Origin of the sequence: Caulifigura coniformis, from assembly GCF_007745175.1 — a bacterium.
Lineage (GTDB): Bacteria > Planctomycetota > Planctomycetia > Planctomycetales > Planctomycetaceae > Caulifigura > Caulifigura coniformis.
The window spans coordinates 3413280-3427913 of record NZ_CP036271.1; the positions used below are offsets into that span (position 1 = coordinate 3413280).

Here is a 14634-nt window from a genome sequence, read left to right on the forward strand (position 1 = left end):
GGTAGCCGGGCTGTCAGTCGCAGCCTTGGTACAGGCCCACTACGCAGACTCCTACGGGCCACATAAAACCCAGACCGAGCACTATCCACTGCGTCAGGCCCTGGAGTGCGAATGACACGGCAACGGCTGCGAGGCACGGCCCCAGGTAGATAAGAATGACTGTCAAATCCAGGAGGATGGTGCAGAGTTCGCGCCGTTTGATTTTCATGATGACTAGCTAATGAACTGCTCAGAGGACGGTAGGCGTAGTCAAGCCTCCTGTGCCTGATTAGCCCGCTTGATGATCCGGGAAATCGTCGACGGGTGCCAGCGACATCATGCCGCCGAAGCCCGCTCCGCAATGCGCTGGCAGGTGCGGGGATGCCAGTCCGTTCCGGAGGGTGCGGGGATGCGTGCCAGATTCAAGCCCCTTGCAATCGCTGCCCACGACAGGCCTGAGGCTGCGTCGACTTGGATGCGGGCAATGACGGCCAGTTCGGCCTCATCGGCGATGAGCTGATTCTTGACAGCCCGGAACCCGTAGACGCGGCGAGTGTAGACCTCGCCCCGTTCCTTCTTCTGCGCCAGGGCCTTCCTCGTGCGGGATGCAATGCTGCGGAGTTCGTGGTCGCTGATGATCGAGAGCACACCGGCCAGGAGAAGGGCTTCGTCGGAACCGCTGTTGTCGCCGTGGACGACCAACAGCCTTGCCCCCTTCCGCTTGGCTTCCTTCATCATCATTGCGATTGCGACACTATCACCAAGCCGGCAGTGCTTGTGGACGATGACCGTGGCCCCGCGTTTGATGGAAGACAGTAGTGCTGACATCGCCGGGCGCTCGGTCAGATATGTCGACCGCGAAACTCCGCCATCGGTGAATACCGCTGAGACCGAGAGGCCTTGTGCTTGTGCGAACGCCCGACACTCCGACTCCTGGACCTCCAGGCCGAGACCTGAAACCTTGGCTTGTTCGTCGGTGCTGACGCGAATGTAGATCACTGCGGAAGTCGTGGTCATGAGTGCCTCAAGAGGGGTGAGGAAAGCGGTAGGCGTATCATCGTCAAGCGTGAGTATATGTCAATGACTATATGTGTGTATTACTGCTGATATTGCCAGATTCTGAAAGTGGTATTCGGAGTGCTATTGCTGGTGCTGTTGTGGGTCATTGCCAGGGCTTCCACGGTCGCGTACCAAGGCACGACAGGCCGAGTGGTGGGTGGGGTTGGGCGATGAGATTCGGGACTGTGGGCGGGGTCGTCAGGAGGGTCGGTGATGTCGCCAGGTGAGCGGTCGCTGGAGGGGTCAGGGTTGGAGACCTGAGGGCAGGTAGATGGGCAGTGGATGGGTTGTCCCAAAAATACCATTTACTGACGCGAGGTCACTAAAATGGACACGCTGACTGCCTGTCTTCCCGATCCCCTTCCAGGGCCTGCAGTTCCGCCAGGTAGTCAGGTGCACCCCTGGAGGGTCAAATCGGACAATGGGAACGGAGTGTCCGACGTAAGTGCTTGTGGGTGGAGGTATTGAGGAACGCACACCTCCACCGGCTTTCGGCAGAGACTCTCCCACGTCCGCCCCAGGTCAGAATGTCACCAACAAGCCCGCATCCACCCCTTCCAACCCTGAAAAAGCCCGTACTTCTGTGCCCCTGTAGCCCCAAAACCAAGTTTCAATGAGTTGCACAAAACGCCCTGGATTCCCCTCCCGACCGGCTCACCTTTCCGAGAATTTCCCGATCCTTTTCGCGTGCCTTGGTCACCCTCTTTCGACCTCTTTGGCACCCTCCCCAGGCTTGCCCTCTCCAGGCCCTCAGAACGGCCCGTACAGCCCCTTTCAGACTGTGCGGCTACTCTCATGCCCGACACGACTGGATCACGCCTATGAGCCTCCAGGGGCCTCCTGCGGTGTTGTATGACTCAGTAGTGCAGGAGTGCGGATCAACGGCAGCGGTTGTGACGGTGTGGGTATACCTGTGCTATTAAAGACACAGGCACGAACGAATACCCCAATAGACGGGGGCACACAGGAGCGCATAGTGAAGATGAACGAAGAGGCGATGGTCAGTGAGGTCGTCGAAGCTGTGAAGAGTGGAGCGGCGACCAGTCGGGCAGAGATCGCCGCCGGGCTGGGGTTCAGCGGACCTACCGCATCACGGCTGATTGGTCTGGCGATCCGGTCGAAGCGGCTCAAGCTGGCGGGGCGGGACAGGTTCAATTCGCCGACGTATGAGGTCGTCCAGGGACAGCCTTCGGCAGCATGCCACGAGCTGGCGGGAGCGTGCATCTAATGGGCGAAGCACTCACCTTTGACGGCTTCCTGGCAGAGTCGTCGATTGCCGATGAGGGACGCAAAGCAGAGACCATCCGGAACGTCTTGTTGTGTGGACTTCAGTCCCTCAATGGCCGATCCATCCCGGCTTCGGCTTTCGGTGGCGCTGAGCGGGCAAAGGCCCTCTACGAAGGCGTCCACGTTTATCTAAATCACGACATGGACGCGGGGATCAGTCGACGAGTCGAGTCCCTCGCTGGGATCGTGGAGAGTGTCACTGTCGACGGCCTTGGTCGCCCTCGGGGAGACATTCGTTTGAACGGGAACAAGGCGGGTGAGGAGCTTCGGGCATTGTTCGAGTTTTCCCAGAAGGCCGAAAAGCACGGGGCAAGGCTGAAGGATGTCGGATTCAGCCATGTGGCCGTTTACACGTTTTCCGCCCTGGATCGCACCGTTGTGCAATCCGTCGATCAGGTCTTCTCAGTCGACGTAGTCATCCGCCCGGCCACCACGAAATCGTTCTCCGAGAGCAGTCAGCCTGTGCCCATGAAAACTCCTCAGGCGCTTTTGGAATCCCTGGGTGTTGATCTTCAGACCTGGTCAGAAACGCCCATCGAATTCGCAATGAACGAGCGGGCTTTGTTCGACCCGAGCTACAACCAGGAGGGCGACAGCTTCGATCCTTCCGAAGCCCTGAGCATCCTGGCCGGACACACGCCGGAAGGATCGAAGGCCCTGGCCTCGATCTCGTTCCTCTAATCGAAACATGAGAGACCCGCCGGGCATTGTTCCCCCGGTGGGCGACCTGGCCCTCCCTTCGGCTTCGTAGACCGGAGGGAGGGTTTTCTTTTGCACTGATAGAAAGGCCAAATGGCAACAGAGCAACTAAAGTATGACTTTGAACTGAACCTGGCTCGGGCCGAGCGCAATATCGACCGCTTCGTCACCAGTATCGAGACACGGTTCGACCGGGTTTCATCTCGGATGGAACGGGCCTTCGAGAAGATCAGCCGGGGTGCGGGGGGTGGGGGCGGTCGCTCAGGCGGCGGGGGAGGCAGCAGCATCGAACGCCAGGCTGACCGCGTCATCCGGCGTCAGTCGTCGGCACAGCGTGAGATCGCTCGGCAGCAGAAGCAGCAGGCCCGCGAACTGGCGGCGGACAAGGCGAAGTTTGACCGTGAAGAAGCGAAGCGTATCCGGGATCGGGACCGTGACCGCACCGCCAAACTGAAGCGCCTTGAACGTGATGAAAATTCGCGTACCCATGTCATCGACCGATTCGAGCAATCAAGACGAACTCGTCGCGAATCACTCGACAACATCACCAAGCGGGCGGAACTGCGGTCGCGTGGTGCAGTCGACCGCATCGACTTCGGGATTGAAGACGACAAGGCCTACGGCAAGGCCCTCCAGGCACGGAAACGGTACATCGACACCGTTCAAAACCTGATGAAAGCATCGTCGTGGAAGACGATGGCGACGGTCCGAACTGAAGTGGCACAGCTTGAGGCCCAGTTCAAGGGGGCACTGGCTCGGTTGACTCCCGAACGGGCGAAGGCGGCAGTGGCCGGTGTGCCAATGGGCGCAATGAGGGGCGGTCGTAGCGGTAGGGCCTCTGCAATGCTGTTCCAGGGGCAGCAAATGATTGAAGACTATAACTTCGCCGGATGGCGGGGTGTCTCGAACAACCTCGCTTTTATGGGCAGCATGATGCGCGGACCTGCGGGAATCGCCGTTGTTGCCGGTGTCGCCGCCAAGGGGGTCTACGACCTTTATCAGTCATTCAAGCAGGCCGGAAGCGGAGCCGGCGAGATGGCCGATCAATTCGCGATGGCGAGCACTCGGCTGGAGAGGTTTGCGTCAGCCCGTCAGCAGTTCCGCCAGGAGGCATTGGATTTCTCCGTGCCCACAAATCGGCGGGAGCTTGACCAGAGAGACGCGGAGCTTCGGTTCCGTCGTCAACGGGCCGGGAATACGGCAGGCATGGAAGCGGATGAGCGAAACCTTGCCCTACTCCAGCAAATGAAGCAGCTCCGGCAGGATGCCACGGACTCGATGTGGTGGAAGTCGATGGGCAGTTGGGCACCCGGTCCGGTTGTCGACAAGTTCGTCAGCAAAATGGGCCGGTTCGAGGACTTGAAGCGTCAGCTATCTGACCCCGGCGTTGCAGCCGACCCGGATAAGATCGGTGACGAGATTGGAAGGATTCAGCAGCGTATCGCAGCCCGGAAAGACGAGATTGCAACGGAGCGGGATTCGATCGCGATGGAAGAGCGACGCCTAATCAACAATTTGCAGGTGGTCGATGCCCTGGAGAACGCCGCCCGGAAGCAGGACCGGCTCACCACTGGTCTTGAGAGGCAACTCGATATCGAACGCCAACTGGTTGAGGCCACGAAGCGCCGTGCCGAGTCGATCCAGGATGCCGCATATGGCCGTGGCGAGGCCTTCGGCGGACGTGCGTTTGATGCTCAGGGCAGCATTCTGGCGAGGCAGTGGCAGACACGGACGGAGCGTGCCCAACAGCGTGACAGGATCACGCAGACGATGGAGTTTCGTCGTCGGTTCGGGGCCGACCCCTCGAATCATGCCCTTGGTGGGCACTTCAGTCAGTGGCTCTCACGCCGGCAGGAGCTGATCGGGAAGAAGGGTGAGCAGCTTGAAGATAAGGCCCAATATGACCTGGCGAAGCAGAGGGCAGAGATGCTGAAGCAAAGGGGCGAAGAGCAATTGGCACAGGCTCAGCGTTTCGCCGAGAAGGGGAACATCGGACGGGCCGGTGATTTCTTCGACCGTGCCAGAGGGTCATTCTCGTCGGTCCAGGATCTTCAAATGCAGTGGGCGAGCCGGGGAACCGATCCCATGAAGCAGCAGAAGTTTCTTGACGAAGCGAAGGCCACGGAAGGTTGGATCGGAGGCATCGACAAAGCCGAACTGGCCGCAAACGAAAAAGCGTCGGCACAGGCACAAGGTAAGATTTCTGTGCTGGATTCGATGTCCAAGTCTGTGGAGGAACTTGCAGCCCGGGCCGAACGCCTCCAGATATTCAAAGAAACGGACATGGCGAAAGCCCGCAGCCTCAACGGCGCGTTGGATGGCATGATTCGGCGACTTGAGCGTATCCAGGGCCTGTCATCGGGGCCTATCGGTAGCGCAGGAGTTGGCGCTCCCACTGGCCCCCGACTACCAGGGCGAGCATCCGGAGGCCCTGTGTCGAGGTCATCCCCCTACTTGGTCGGGGAACGCGGGATGGAAGTTTTCGTTCCGACTGTGCCAGGGCAAATTGTTAACGCCACTGACACACGGCGAATGCTCTCCAGAGCACGGGACGCCGTCGCTCCAGTGACCAACTCGACAACGTCGTACACATCGTCGCTGTCGATTGGCACCATCAACGCCGCTACGGTGGATGTCCGAGAACTTCAGCGCTCTGCCGACTGGCGTGAGAAGGCCCGTAAGGCGCGGATGGGAAACTGATCCGTGCCAGTTGAACAGAAGTTTGGCGTTGTCACCGTCGTCAGCCGTGAGCGGATCACCAGCCAGCTCACGATAGTTGCTGGCGACACCTACAGCGGAGCGGCTGGCCAGTACGTGACGGTTCGGGTTCAGGATGACACCCTTCCGGACCTGTCAGACGCGACGCTGACTTTCACCGCGAAGCACAAGCAGACCGGGACGACCATCACCGGCATCGGCGAGCTTGTGACGCAGGAACCCGACGAAGTGGAGATCAACGTCTCGATCACCTCAACTGAACGTCGAAGAGCCAGTTTTCGCCGTGACTGGCTCTTCGACGTTCAGGCCGAAATCGCCCCTGGCGTGAAACGGACCATTGCGGGTCCGCAAGCGCGATGCCGTGTCCTACTCGATCAGACCTTCTGACCTAGTCCCCGTCTTGCCCCTTCGGCACGTCGGGGATTTTTCGTTGGTGGACCGTAGTTCAGCGGCCTCGGGGATTTTTCCGGAAATTGTTCCAATGGCTACCACCAGGCGGGACGCCCCTGCGCTTCCCGACCCTACAAGTGTGAAGCGTTGATAGGCAGCCAGATAGCCCCTTCGCTGCCCCTATGTGTGAGGACGACCTGCGGGCATCGGCCAAAAGCAGGAAGGTCAACGCAGATCGGCACTTTTCACGCCTGCCTATCACTCCCGCCAAAGGTGAAGTACGGACAGACTATCTTTCACATATCACGCTGGAATGTTGTAGGTAGGAAACGTGGTAGTGGATTGATAGCGACACGTCATTCGGGGCAGGTTCTGTGCCACAGATTATTCCAGAATCATCGCGGATGATGGCTATGCTGCGTTCCGCTGTCCGGCCGGCGGCAACCAACTCACAACCACACAACGCATTCACGGAACCGTCATCAATGATCGCATCAACGAAGCCAACCCGCCGTGTCCGTACTGCCCTCAAGGCACACGAACAGCCACAGTCTCCCGTTCAGCCTCAGAACGCCGCCCCAGACGTCGCCGAACTTCGGGCCCTGGAGATGATGAACGCAGGAGACTCGCTGGATGGCTGGCGCAGCCTTCCAGCCTCGACACGGCTGTATATTCGGAAGGCGCTGGCCGAAATGTCCTGGGACGAAGACGCGGGCGACCGCCACACCGGAGATGCAGTTCCGATGATCGTTTGCGGACTGTTCGCTCTCGGAGTTCAATGTGCCGAGCTGCTTGCTGGACGGACCCTGGCTGAACTGTGACGAACCGAACGAACAACCCCGATGGCCGTGATGGCTGTCGGGGTTGTTCGTTTGGTCGACCAGCAAAGTGAGACTGTGCTATGGTCATTGCTCTGGGAACGGCGGTACAGTCCCGCACTGTCAGGAGCAATTGACAGATGGCTTTGGAATACGGGCAGCTCACGGCGAGAGTTAACTCGCAAATGCCGTTTGATGTTGTCATCCTCGGACGAGAGGTGCGGTTTGACAGGTCGGACGGGAACGACGTCTCTTTAAGTTACAGCAAGTCGCTGAATGAGCGCGCCTTCAATCGTTCCTACCGTCGTTGGATCGAACGCAAGTCTGTGCTCGACTGTGGCTATGGGCCAGCGATGAAGGCGCTGCGGCAACGCTTTGAAGACAATGACACGCTGACGGCATTCATGGGGGCATTATGTAGCCATCCCCATTGCGTGCGGCTGCTGGTTGTGGAATCTGGCAAGCCGTTTAGTTCATACACTGTTCGCGGAGCTGTTCTGGATGAGCTGTGTCTGACGTGGCTGTCGCTCAAGTGTGGTGAGCGAGCGAGAGGGAAACTGAAGTTATCGATCCCCTGCGCCGGCTTCTGCAGCAACTTTCCGAAATATGAGACTCGTGTCGACGTGATGGATGAGCACTCGCTGAGCAACACGATGTGTTGGAAAAACGTCTCCAATCTGACAGGCCTGTGCCCGGCACATCAGAAGCCCGAAGCGCAGACGCTATTCAATTACTATCCCTTCTTTGCCTCTGAAGGGCTGCCCGACCTGGCGGAATAGCCGTCGCGGCGTTCGATGTGACTGATCGAACGGGAGCGGAACGGAGTGCCGCGCTGTTGCCATCGACCGGGAGAGTAAAGCATCGTGGCGGACGAACTGAAACCACCTGAGAAGCGGATAACAGACCACCTCTACACCGCAGGCAAAGTAGCCACCGGGATGCTCGCCGCCTCGCTCTCTGGCCTCCCCCTCCTGAAGCTGCCGGCAGAGACGTTGTTCGGGATTCTTGTCGCTGATCCTGGACAAAAGCGATCCCGGCAGTTCTTTGAGGACGTGTGCAATTGGCTTGAGCTGCTGGCGTCTCAGAATCGTGTGACGATGGAAGTTCTCCAGAACCATCAGGAGTTCATCAGCGCTCTGAGGGGCGGGATGGTCGCGGCTACGACGACACACCATCGGGAGAAGCTCGACGCACTCCGGAATACGGTTTTGAACATCGCTGTTGGTCCTGATGAAGATGACCCCGAGCGTCAGGTGTTCTTGAGCCACATCCAACAGCTCGGAGCCTGGCACCTTCGCTACCTCAAGTTCTTCGCCTCTCCCCGGTCCTGCCCGCCGGGCACCCATTGGGGACCAAATGCGCCGAACCGCTGGCCGATAAGCCACCTGCTTACTGAGGTGTATCCTGGCACGAAGTTGCACCGAGACACTTCTGTTGCAATCGTCGATGAACTGTGTCGACTTGGACTGATGCGGGTTCCAGACTCACGCATTGCCGATCTTACGGAAGTGGCCGACGGATATATGACTCCCAAGCTCACCACGGCCTTCGGCGACAAGTTGCTGTCGTTCATCATTGAACCGCCCGAACGAAACTCCTGACAGACGTTCAGCGATCCGGTGCTTGCGTCACACGTTGCATGACCTACAGTCCCCTACGCGGGCCTAAACCTTAACCAATCAGATTGACACCAATGGCGAAGAAGTCCGCAACCAGCAACAAATCCGCAGCGATCCGCGAAGCCCTGGCAGCTAACCCCGACAAGGGGCCAAAGGAAATTGCCGAGATCGTTCAAGTCCAGGGGTTCAAGGTTAACGCACAGTATGTGTCGATCATCAAATCCAACCTGAGAAAGTCAGCAGGGGGACCGGGCCGGAAGGTGCGGGTGAAGCGGGCCGGACAGCGTCTTGTTGCAGCGCATTACCTCGGCGACGGCTTCGCTCCGATGGACGCTGCCGTCCAGTTCATCCAGGCGTGTGGCGGGCTCGATCAGGCGAAGCAGGTTCTGGCACAGGTCGAGGCGATTAGGGCTGTCGTCTGACGGCGTGTGTCAGTGGCTAGGTCCGATCTAGAATTCCGTAACGACTTCCTGTCCAGCGATGGTTCCTACGGCGGACCACGTGGGGCCATCGATGTTCGCGCTTACCGAGCGAACGGAGCCGTCGGCAAGGGCGACATTCACGACGCCGACATGGTAGCTTCGTGCCGCAAGGTGCGAGAGTCCGGCTCCGTTGATGATGCAGTCGCGTTTAGTCGAATTTGGCGGCAGCGTGTGTGTGTAGTACGAATATTTCGGTTCGCCCCAATAGTAATGGAGGCCCCGTCGTGTCCAGGCACGATACAACCTGAATTCACAGCCCGCGCGGGGAGCGGCGAGGTCGGTCTGAGTGATGATTGGCGACGCGGTGGAGTCGAAATAGTCCGATGCAACATTCAGGTCGTACGCCTTCGGCACCGGCTCATCTCCCCAAGCGATCGTCACGGATGGGCCCTTCCGGATTTCGCTAAACATCGACGTGTTCGATGCGCCATCCAAAATGTCTCGCAACCGGGAACTGGAATTGCGATAGAACAGGCCGAATTCCAGTTTGAGCGGCGGTGGGGGCACGTATTGCAGCCCGGAGTTTCCTGAACTCTGCATGTAGTTCCCTGTCGCCGTCCGCTCTTCGCCTAAAGCGCCGGATGGCACAATGCTGCCGACGGGATCTGATGGACACTGGTAAATTGCGACAGCTTGTCGTCGGGCAGCCGCGTTCGTTGGCGAGTCCTCCACGTGCGCGTGAAGGTCAAACATCTGATAGGTAGTGGCCGCGTCAAGAAACGGCAGGAGAAAGACCTGGGTCGACGTCTCTGGCGTCCAAGTGAACGAGTTGATTCTGAACTCGCAGCTGCCTGGAGGAAACACAGTGAACGTCGATTCGTAGTTGAGCAGTGCCAATCCGATCTGTTTGAGATTATTGCGACACTGGGTCCGCCTTGCGGCCTCCCGCGCCTGCTGCACGGCCGGCAGCAGAAGAGCAATCAGAATGGCGATGATCGCGATCACCACCAGCAACTCAATCAGCGTGAATGCCGCACGAACGACCCGCATCGACAGCCCCTTTCTGAACGACTGACTCCCGTCTTTGAGTCTACCGCACCATCCCCTCTCGCCGCGACAGCCGGTGCCCCGGTAGACTCCCCTGCGGAGGGCTATCCAATGGGACCAAGCACACAACCACCGAAGAGACGCCGCCGTCGCTGGCTGAGCGTCGCGTTTGTTCTCGTGATTGTGTCTATGGTCTCCTGGTGGTACTGGCCGCGAGCTGACGCCCGGTTCGTGGGGAAGTGGACTTGGCGCGAGAACGGTATTGCTCGTGGTTAAGTAGAGTTTGGATCGAGCGGAGTCGTCCGTTTTCGCGGACGCAAGGCATCCTGGGCATCATGGACAGTCACCGATGAGACTTTGGTCGTAGGAAGAGTGCCAGAGACGCGACTGGGAAGAGTCAGCCATCAACTGTCTCAATGGCTTTTCGATCACACTGGGCGGATGCCGGCAGAGAAAACGTACTCGATCTCGAAAGCCGGCGACGATTCGATTGAGTTGTATGAGTGGCTCGTACCATCGCTGTTCACGGAATCAATTGTCCTCACCCGCCTTCCCGAATGACCTCTCCCCCATCACCGCCGAATCGACGCAGGCGACGGATTGTCGTCACGCTCGCTGTCGTGGCAGTAGGGCTGTGCTGGCTGTTCTATGAAGCAGTCCGCGTCTCCAACGAAGTCGGAATCGTCGCCCCTGGAGCCATTCCAAGGACGGAGGGTTCACTGGCCTCGCTGTTCGACGGGCATGCGGTGTTCTTCGAGAGGTACTATTCGTCGCACAATCTGGCGGGACATTTGACGGTCTTCGGTCGTTCATCTCCCTCTCGATTCGAGGCCTTCGCGTTTCAAGCAGGGCTCGATCACCGGCCGGACGGCGGGAATGCCTTAAACCACTCGTTGACGGACGGAATCACGGCATTCTTGAATGAGGATGATCCGACGTTCGCCGGAGAGCTAAACCTTAGCTCCGACAGAAGGATGTACGTTGAAGCGGCATTGCATCGGGATTCCGGCGAAACTGTCGTAAGGTGTAAGTTCTGAGGCTCCATGAGCGATTGCAGACCAAAGAGTGTTCGTCGCCGACTCACCATCGCCGCTCTCGTGCTGCTTGTCCTTGGCGGCGGGCTGTGGTGGTCGACTCGTCCGAGGATCGATCCGAGGCTGGTGGGGACGTGGAATGGCCGCACTGCGGGTGAGCCTCATCTCGTCAGCCGTTACCAGTTCGGTGGAGATGGCCGCCTCACCACTGTCGTTCCTGTGGGAAGTACCGACGCCTTCGTATTCCGGTTTGGCTGGTGCGTCAGAAGTGGGCAACTGGTGTTAGAGCACCATCCTGATAGCCCGTGGTATGCGAAAGTGGTTTCGAGGGTCACAGACATCGGCAATCAGCTGCTCGGCCGGCAGATGAGTTCGCAACCCCTGGTCTACGACGTTCTTAATTTCAGCCCAGACCGCGTCCGGCTCCGAGATCAGAACGGAGGTTTCTTGACACTCGAACAAGACTCGGGCCAGTCGGTTCCCGAGGTTGTCTTTTTCACGGCCTCAAATTGACTGCAGAAGCCCTGTAGACCACTCCTGTGCCCTGGACGACCTAACACACCACCCGCAGCCCAGCGACCTTCCTACGCGTCCCTACGGGCCTCAGCAGCGTCAGCCACAAGCCGAGCAATATCGACGATCCGCTCGCGAGCCGACGCCGTGAGACGGGGCCAGATGGCGAGGAGATCGGCGAGTTGCGGATCGGGGACTGTCGAATTCGCTGTAAGGGCAGGGAGGTCTTGGTCTGAATTCGCAGCCTCCGTTGAAGTTACGGAAAATCCCTCCCCTTCTTTTAATCCGTAGGTCGTGGGTTCAAGTCCCACCGCCTTCATTTCTGCATCGAGACGCGTGTTCCTGCGCGGTATGGCGACACGCCTGTCCCGCTGGAGTTCGCGTCTCGCGTCGTTTGCTGGACGAAGTTGGATGTCTCGGGGACTGGCCGTCAGAAGCCGAAGCTGCTGAGCGGTGGATAATCGTCCGGCCGCCGTCCGAGGGGCCAATGAAACCGTCGTTCGGCATCGGCAATGGTGAGGTCATTGATGGAGGCGTGACGCACGGTCATCAGCCCCGATTCGTTGAACTCCCAGTTCTCGTTGCCGTACGAACGAAACCATTGTCCCCGGTGATCGTGCCACTCATAGGCGAAGCGGACGGCAATTCGATGGCCATCGAACGCCCACAACTCCTTGATCAGGCGGTAATCGAGTTCATTCTCCCACTTGCGCTGCAGGAAGGCGGCGATCTGTTCGCGCCCGACGAGGAATTCGGACCTGTTTCTCCAGCGGCTGTCTTCGCTGTAGGCCAGCGAGACCTGCTGCGGATGGCGTGAGTTCCACCCGTCCTCGGCGGCGCGAACCTTCTGGATCGCCGTCTCCTTCGTGAAGGGGGGAAGCGGTGGACGTGTCGACATGGCTTCGGCCATTCTGGAAGTCAGGCCGGCGGAGATGGTTCGCGGGCCAGGGGAGCATGACGATTGACGCGACACGGTTCGGGGCTGATTCGCGCCGCAAGTCAGCGGGTGGTATTTCAGTGGCTTCGATGTGTCAAACGGAAACGGAGATCTCCAGATCCAGCCCGCGATGAGTCGACCATGTCACGGTGTTTCCGAGGAAGGCGTTCGACCAGACTCCGTGAAAGAATGACCGCATCTGAATTCCCAGGAGAACAGGGGACATGAAACTTCGAATCAAGGGCAACACCGTCCGTCTCCGCGTCGATCGTCGCGATCTTGAGGCGCTGCTCCGCGACGGGCGGGTGATTGAGGAAACCCGTTTCGGAGCGACGGATGACCTCTGTTTTTCCTACATGCTGGAAATCGCAGGGGCTCCGGGGGCCACTCCGGTGATCGGTTATCGGGGCGGTCGGTTCACGATTCAGATCGGTCAGACCACGGCAATTGACTGGGTCCAAAGTGAACGGGTGGGCTTTGAATCCTCCCAGCAGGAAGACGGGAGAACCATTCGCCTCACGCTTGAGAAAGACTTCGCCTGTCTCGATCGGCCGGCTGGACAGGAAGGGGATGATGAGTTTGCATTCCCGAACCCGTCCTCCCATTGCTGATGTCATCACCAGGGATCGCTCCCTTGACCGTCCAGCGCCGGGCGGATTTGGCGAGTCTCCTTGCAGGCAGAGCAGATGTCCTCGTTTCCCTACTACCCGGTGAACGATCTCGGTCCCCTGATGAAGGGAATGGTGATCGGCGGGCTCGGAATCTTCCACGTGTTTGTGGCGCAGATGGCGATCGGCGGCGGCATGCTGATGTGCTACCTGCAGTGGCTGCACCAGAAGGGGAAGTGCGCCAACGCCCGGCGGTTCGTGGACGACTATTTCCGTGTGCTCGTGCTCGTGAGCTTCGTCGCCGGCGCCGTGACGGGCGTCGGCATGTGGTTCACCACGATCCAGATCAGTCCCCGCACGATCGGCGTGATGATCCGTGAGTTCCACTGGATCTGGGCCATCGAGTGGACATTCTTCAGCCTGGAAGTCGTCTCGGGTTACCTGTTTTATCGCTATGGCAAACAGCTTTCGGACCGCCTGCGGCTGCGACTTCTGGTGCTCTATTCGACGGCCGCGTGGTTCAGCCTGTTCTGGATCAATGGCATCCTCGCCTGGCAGCTGACTCCCGGAAGCTGGCTCGAGACCCACAGCGTGTGGGGCGGTTTTTTTAATCCGTCGTTCTGGCCGTCACTTTTCTTTCGCACGGTGTGCGCCCTGGCGGAAGCGTCGCTCGCGGCGTGCGTCCTGATCAATGCCGTCCATGGTTTCACGCGTGACGAGCAGGCCGAACTGATCGGGGTGTGCGCGCGGCCGCTCGGCGCGATGGTGCTGATGCCGCTCCTGGGCCTGTGGTACTTCAGCACGATTCCCGCCGACAGCCGGGGCTGGATGACCGGTGGAAGCGTCGCCATGACGATGTTCCTCGCGCTCTCCGTCGCGATGTCGACGTTCATCGGCGCCTATGCCGTTTTCGCGATGTTGCGGCAGAGGCTGTACGTGAACGGTGCAACGGCGACGCTGCTCCTGACACTCGCCTTCCTGGCGAGCGCCGGCGGGGAGTTTGTTCGTGAAGGGGTTCGGAAGCCGTTCACCATCCGCGAGTACCTGTATTCCAATTCCCTGACGCCCGACGACGTCGCTGAGATGCGCCGGGTCGGCTGCACGACGAACGATCCCTATCCGCTGCGTCTCACGCAGCCGCTGCCGAACCCTCAATTGGAAATGGGCGCGCACGCTTTCCGCGTGCAGTGCAGCGTCTGCCATACGCTCCAGGGGGCCAACGCCGTCGTGGAACTGACGGCCACCTGGTCGCTCGATCAGAAGCGATTGAACATCGCCCAGTTGCAGCGCACGAAGCCGTTCATGCCTCCGTTTGCCGGAACGGCGGAAGAACTCGAAGCCTTGGCGCAGTACGTCACTTGGATTCATGCCGGACGCCCTTCCGAGTGGGCCGAATCGCGGCAGCCCGAAGTCATTCGCCAGATCCAGCAGTGGCTCGACGTTGCTGGAACCGGAGCCGGCACGGTCGCTTCGCGGCCTGCCGGCTCCCCTGCTCATTGAGGCC

14 protein-coding genes are annotated in these 14634 nt (G+C 59.5%); 10 read left to right on the forward strand and 4 right to left on the reverse strand.

The features are described 5' to 3' along the window. Positions 1 to 315 precede the first annotated feature (315 nt). The gene (locus tag Pan44_RS13795; protein ID WP_145030617.1) at positions 316 to 996 is read right to left on the reverse strand and encodes a recombinase family protein; all 681 of its coding nucleotides are present in this window, start codon (positions 994 to 996) and stop codon (positions 316 to 318) included. A gap of 1018 nt (positions 997 to 2014) precedes the next feature. Between Pan44_RS13795 and Pan44_RS13800 the strand changes: the two genes are divergently transcribed. From Pan44_RS13800 to Pan44_RS13835, 8 genes are all read left to right on the forward strand, one after another. Then, a complete protein-coding gene (locus tag Pan44_RS13800; RefSeq protein ID WP_145030618.1) occupies positions 2015 to 2266 on the forward strand; it encodes a hypothetical protein in 252 nt (83 codons plus the stop codon). After that, entirely contained in the window at positions 2266 to 3006 is a 741-nt protein-coding gene (locus Pan44_RS13805) for a hypothetical protein (RefSeq protein WP_145030619.1), read from the forward strand. The genes Pan44_RS13800 and Pan44_RS13805 overlap by 1 nt, the downstream gene beginning before the upstream one ends. 111 nt (positions 3007 to 3117) lie before the next feature. Further along, a complete protein-coding gene (locus Pan44_RS27415; protein WP_197453312.1) occupies positions 3118 to 5724 on the forward strand; it encodes a hypothetical protein in 2607 nt (868 codons plus the stop codon). 3 nt (positions 5725 to 5727) lie between these two features. Next, positions 5728 to 6129, forward strand: coding sequence for a hypothetical protein (locus Pan44_RS13815; RefSeq protein WP_145030620.1), 402 nt, complete (start codon positions 5728 to 5730; stop codon positions 6127 to 6129). 488 nt (positions 6130 to 6617) lie between these two features. Beyond that, on the forward strand, positions 6618 to 6953 hold the full coding sequence (locus Pan44_RS13820) for a hypothetical protein (protein WP_145030621.1): 336 nt from the start codon (positions 6618 to 6620) through the stop codon (positions 6951 to 6953). A 137-nt stretch (positions 6954 to 7090) separates the two neighbouring features. Next, positions 7091 to 7729, forward strand: a complete 639-nt coding sequence (locus Pan44_RS13825) for a hypothetical protein (RefSeq protein ID WP_145030622.1) — start codon at positions 7091 to 7093, stop codon at positions 7727 to 7729. A gap of 84 nt (positions 7730 to 7813) precedes the next feature. Next, complete coding sequence (locus Pan44_RS13830) at positions 7814 to 8551, forward strand: hypothetical protein (RefSeq protein WP_145030623.1); 738 nt, start codon at positions 7814 to 7816, stop codon at positions 8549 to 8551. A gap of 92 nt (positions 8552 to 8643) precedes the next feature. Continuing rightward, the gene (locus tag Pan44_RS13835; RefSeq protein ID WP_145030624.1) at positions 8644 to 8991 is read left to right on the forward strand and encodes a hypothetical protein; all 348 of its coding nucleotides are present in this window, start codon (positions 8644 to 8646) and stop codon (positions 8989 to 8991) included. 27 nt (positions 8992 to 9018) lie between these two features. Here the strand turns inward: Pan44_RS13835 and Pan44_RS13840 are convergent, their stop codons facing one another. From Pan44_RS13840 to Pan44_RS28100, 3 genes are all read right to left on the reverse strand, one after another. Continuing rightward, positions 9019 to 10041, reverse strand: a complete 1023-nt coding sequence (locus Pan44_RS13840; RefSeq protein WP_145030625.1) for a DUF1559 domain-containing protein — start codon at positions 10039 to 10041, stop codon at positions 9019 to 9021. A gap of 1974 nt (positions 10042 to 12015) precedes the next feature. After that, positions 12016 to 12483, reverse strand: coding sequence for a nuclear transport factor 2 family protein (locus tag Pan44_RS13845; RefSeq protein ID WP_145030626.1), 468 nt, complete (start codon positions 12481 to 12483; stop codon positions 12016 to 12018). A gap of 133 nt (positions 12484 to 12616) precedes the next feature. After that, entirely contained in the window at positions 12617 to 12748 is a 132-nt protein-coding gene (locus tag Pan44_RS28100; RefSeq protein ID WP_261342584.1) for a hypothetical protein, read from the reverse strand. Between Pan44_RS28100 and Pan44_RS13850 the strand changes: the two genes are divergently transcribed. Then, complete coding sequence (locus tag Pan44_RS13850; protein ID WP_145030627.1) at positions 12747 to 13133, forward strand: DUF7009 family protein; 387 nt, start codon at positions 12747 to 12749, stop codon at positions 13131 to 13133. The two genes, Pan44_RS28100 and Pan44_RS13850, sit on opposite strands and share 2 nt — an antisense overlap. A 75-nt stretch (positions 13134 to 13208) precedes the next feature. Further along, positions 13209 to 14630: a c-type cytochrome gene (locus tag Pan44_RS13855; protein ID WP_145030628.1), complete on the forward strand. Its 1422-nt coding sequence runs from the start codon at positions 13209 to 13211 to the stop codon at positions 14628 to 14630. Positions 14631 to 14634: the final 4 nt, after the last annotated feature.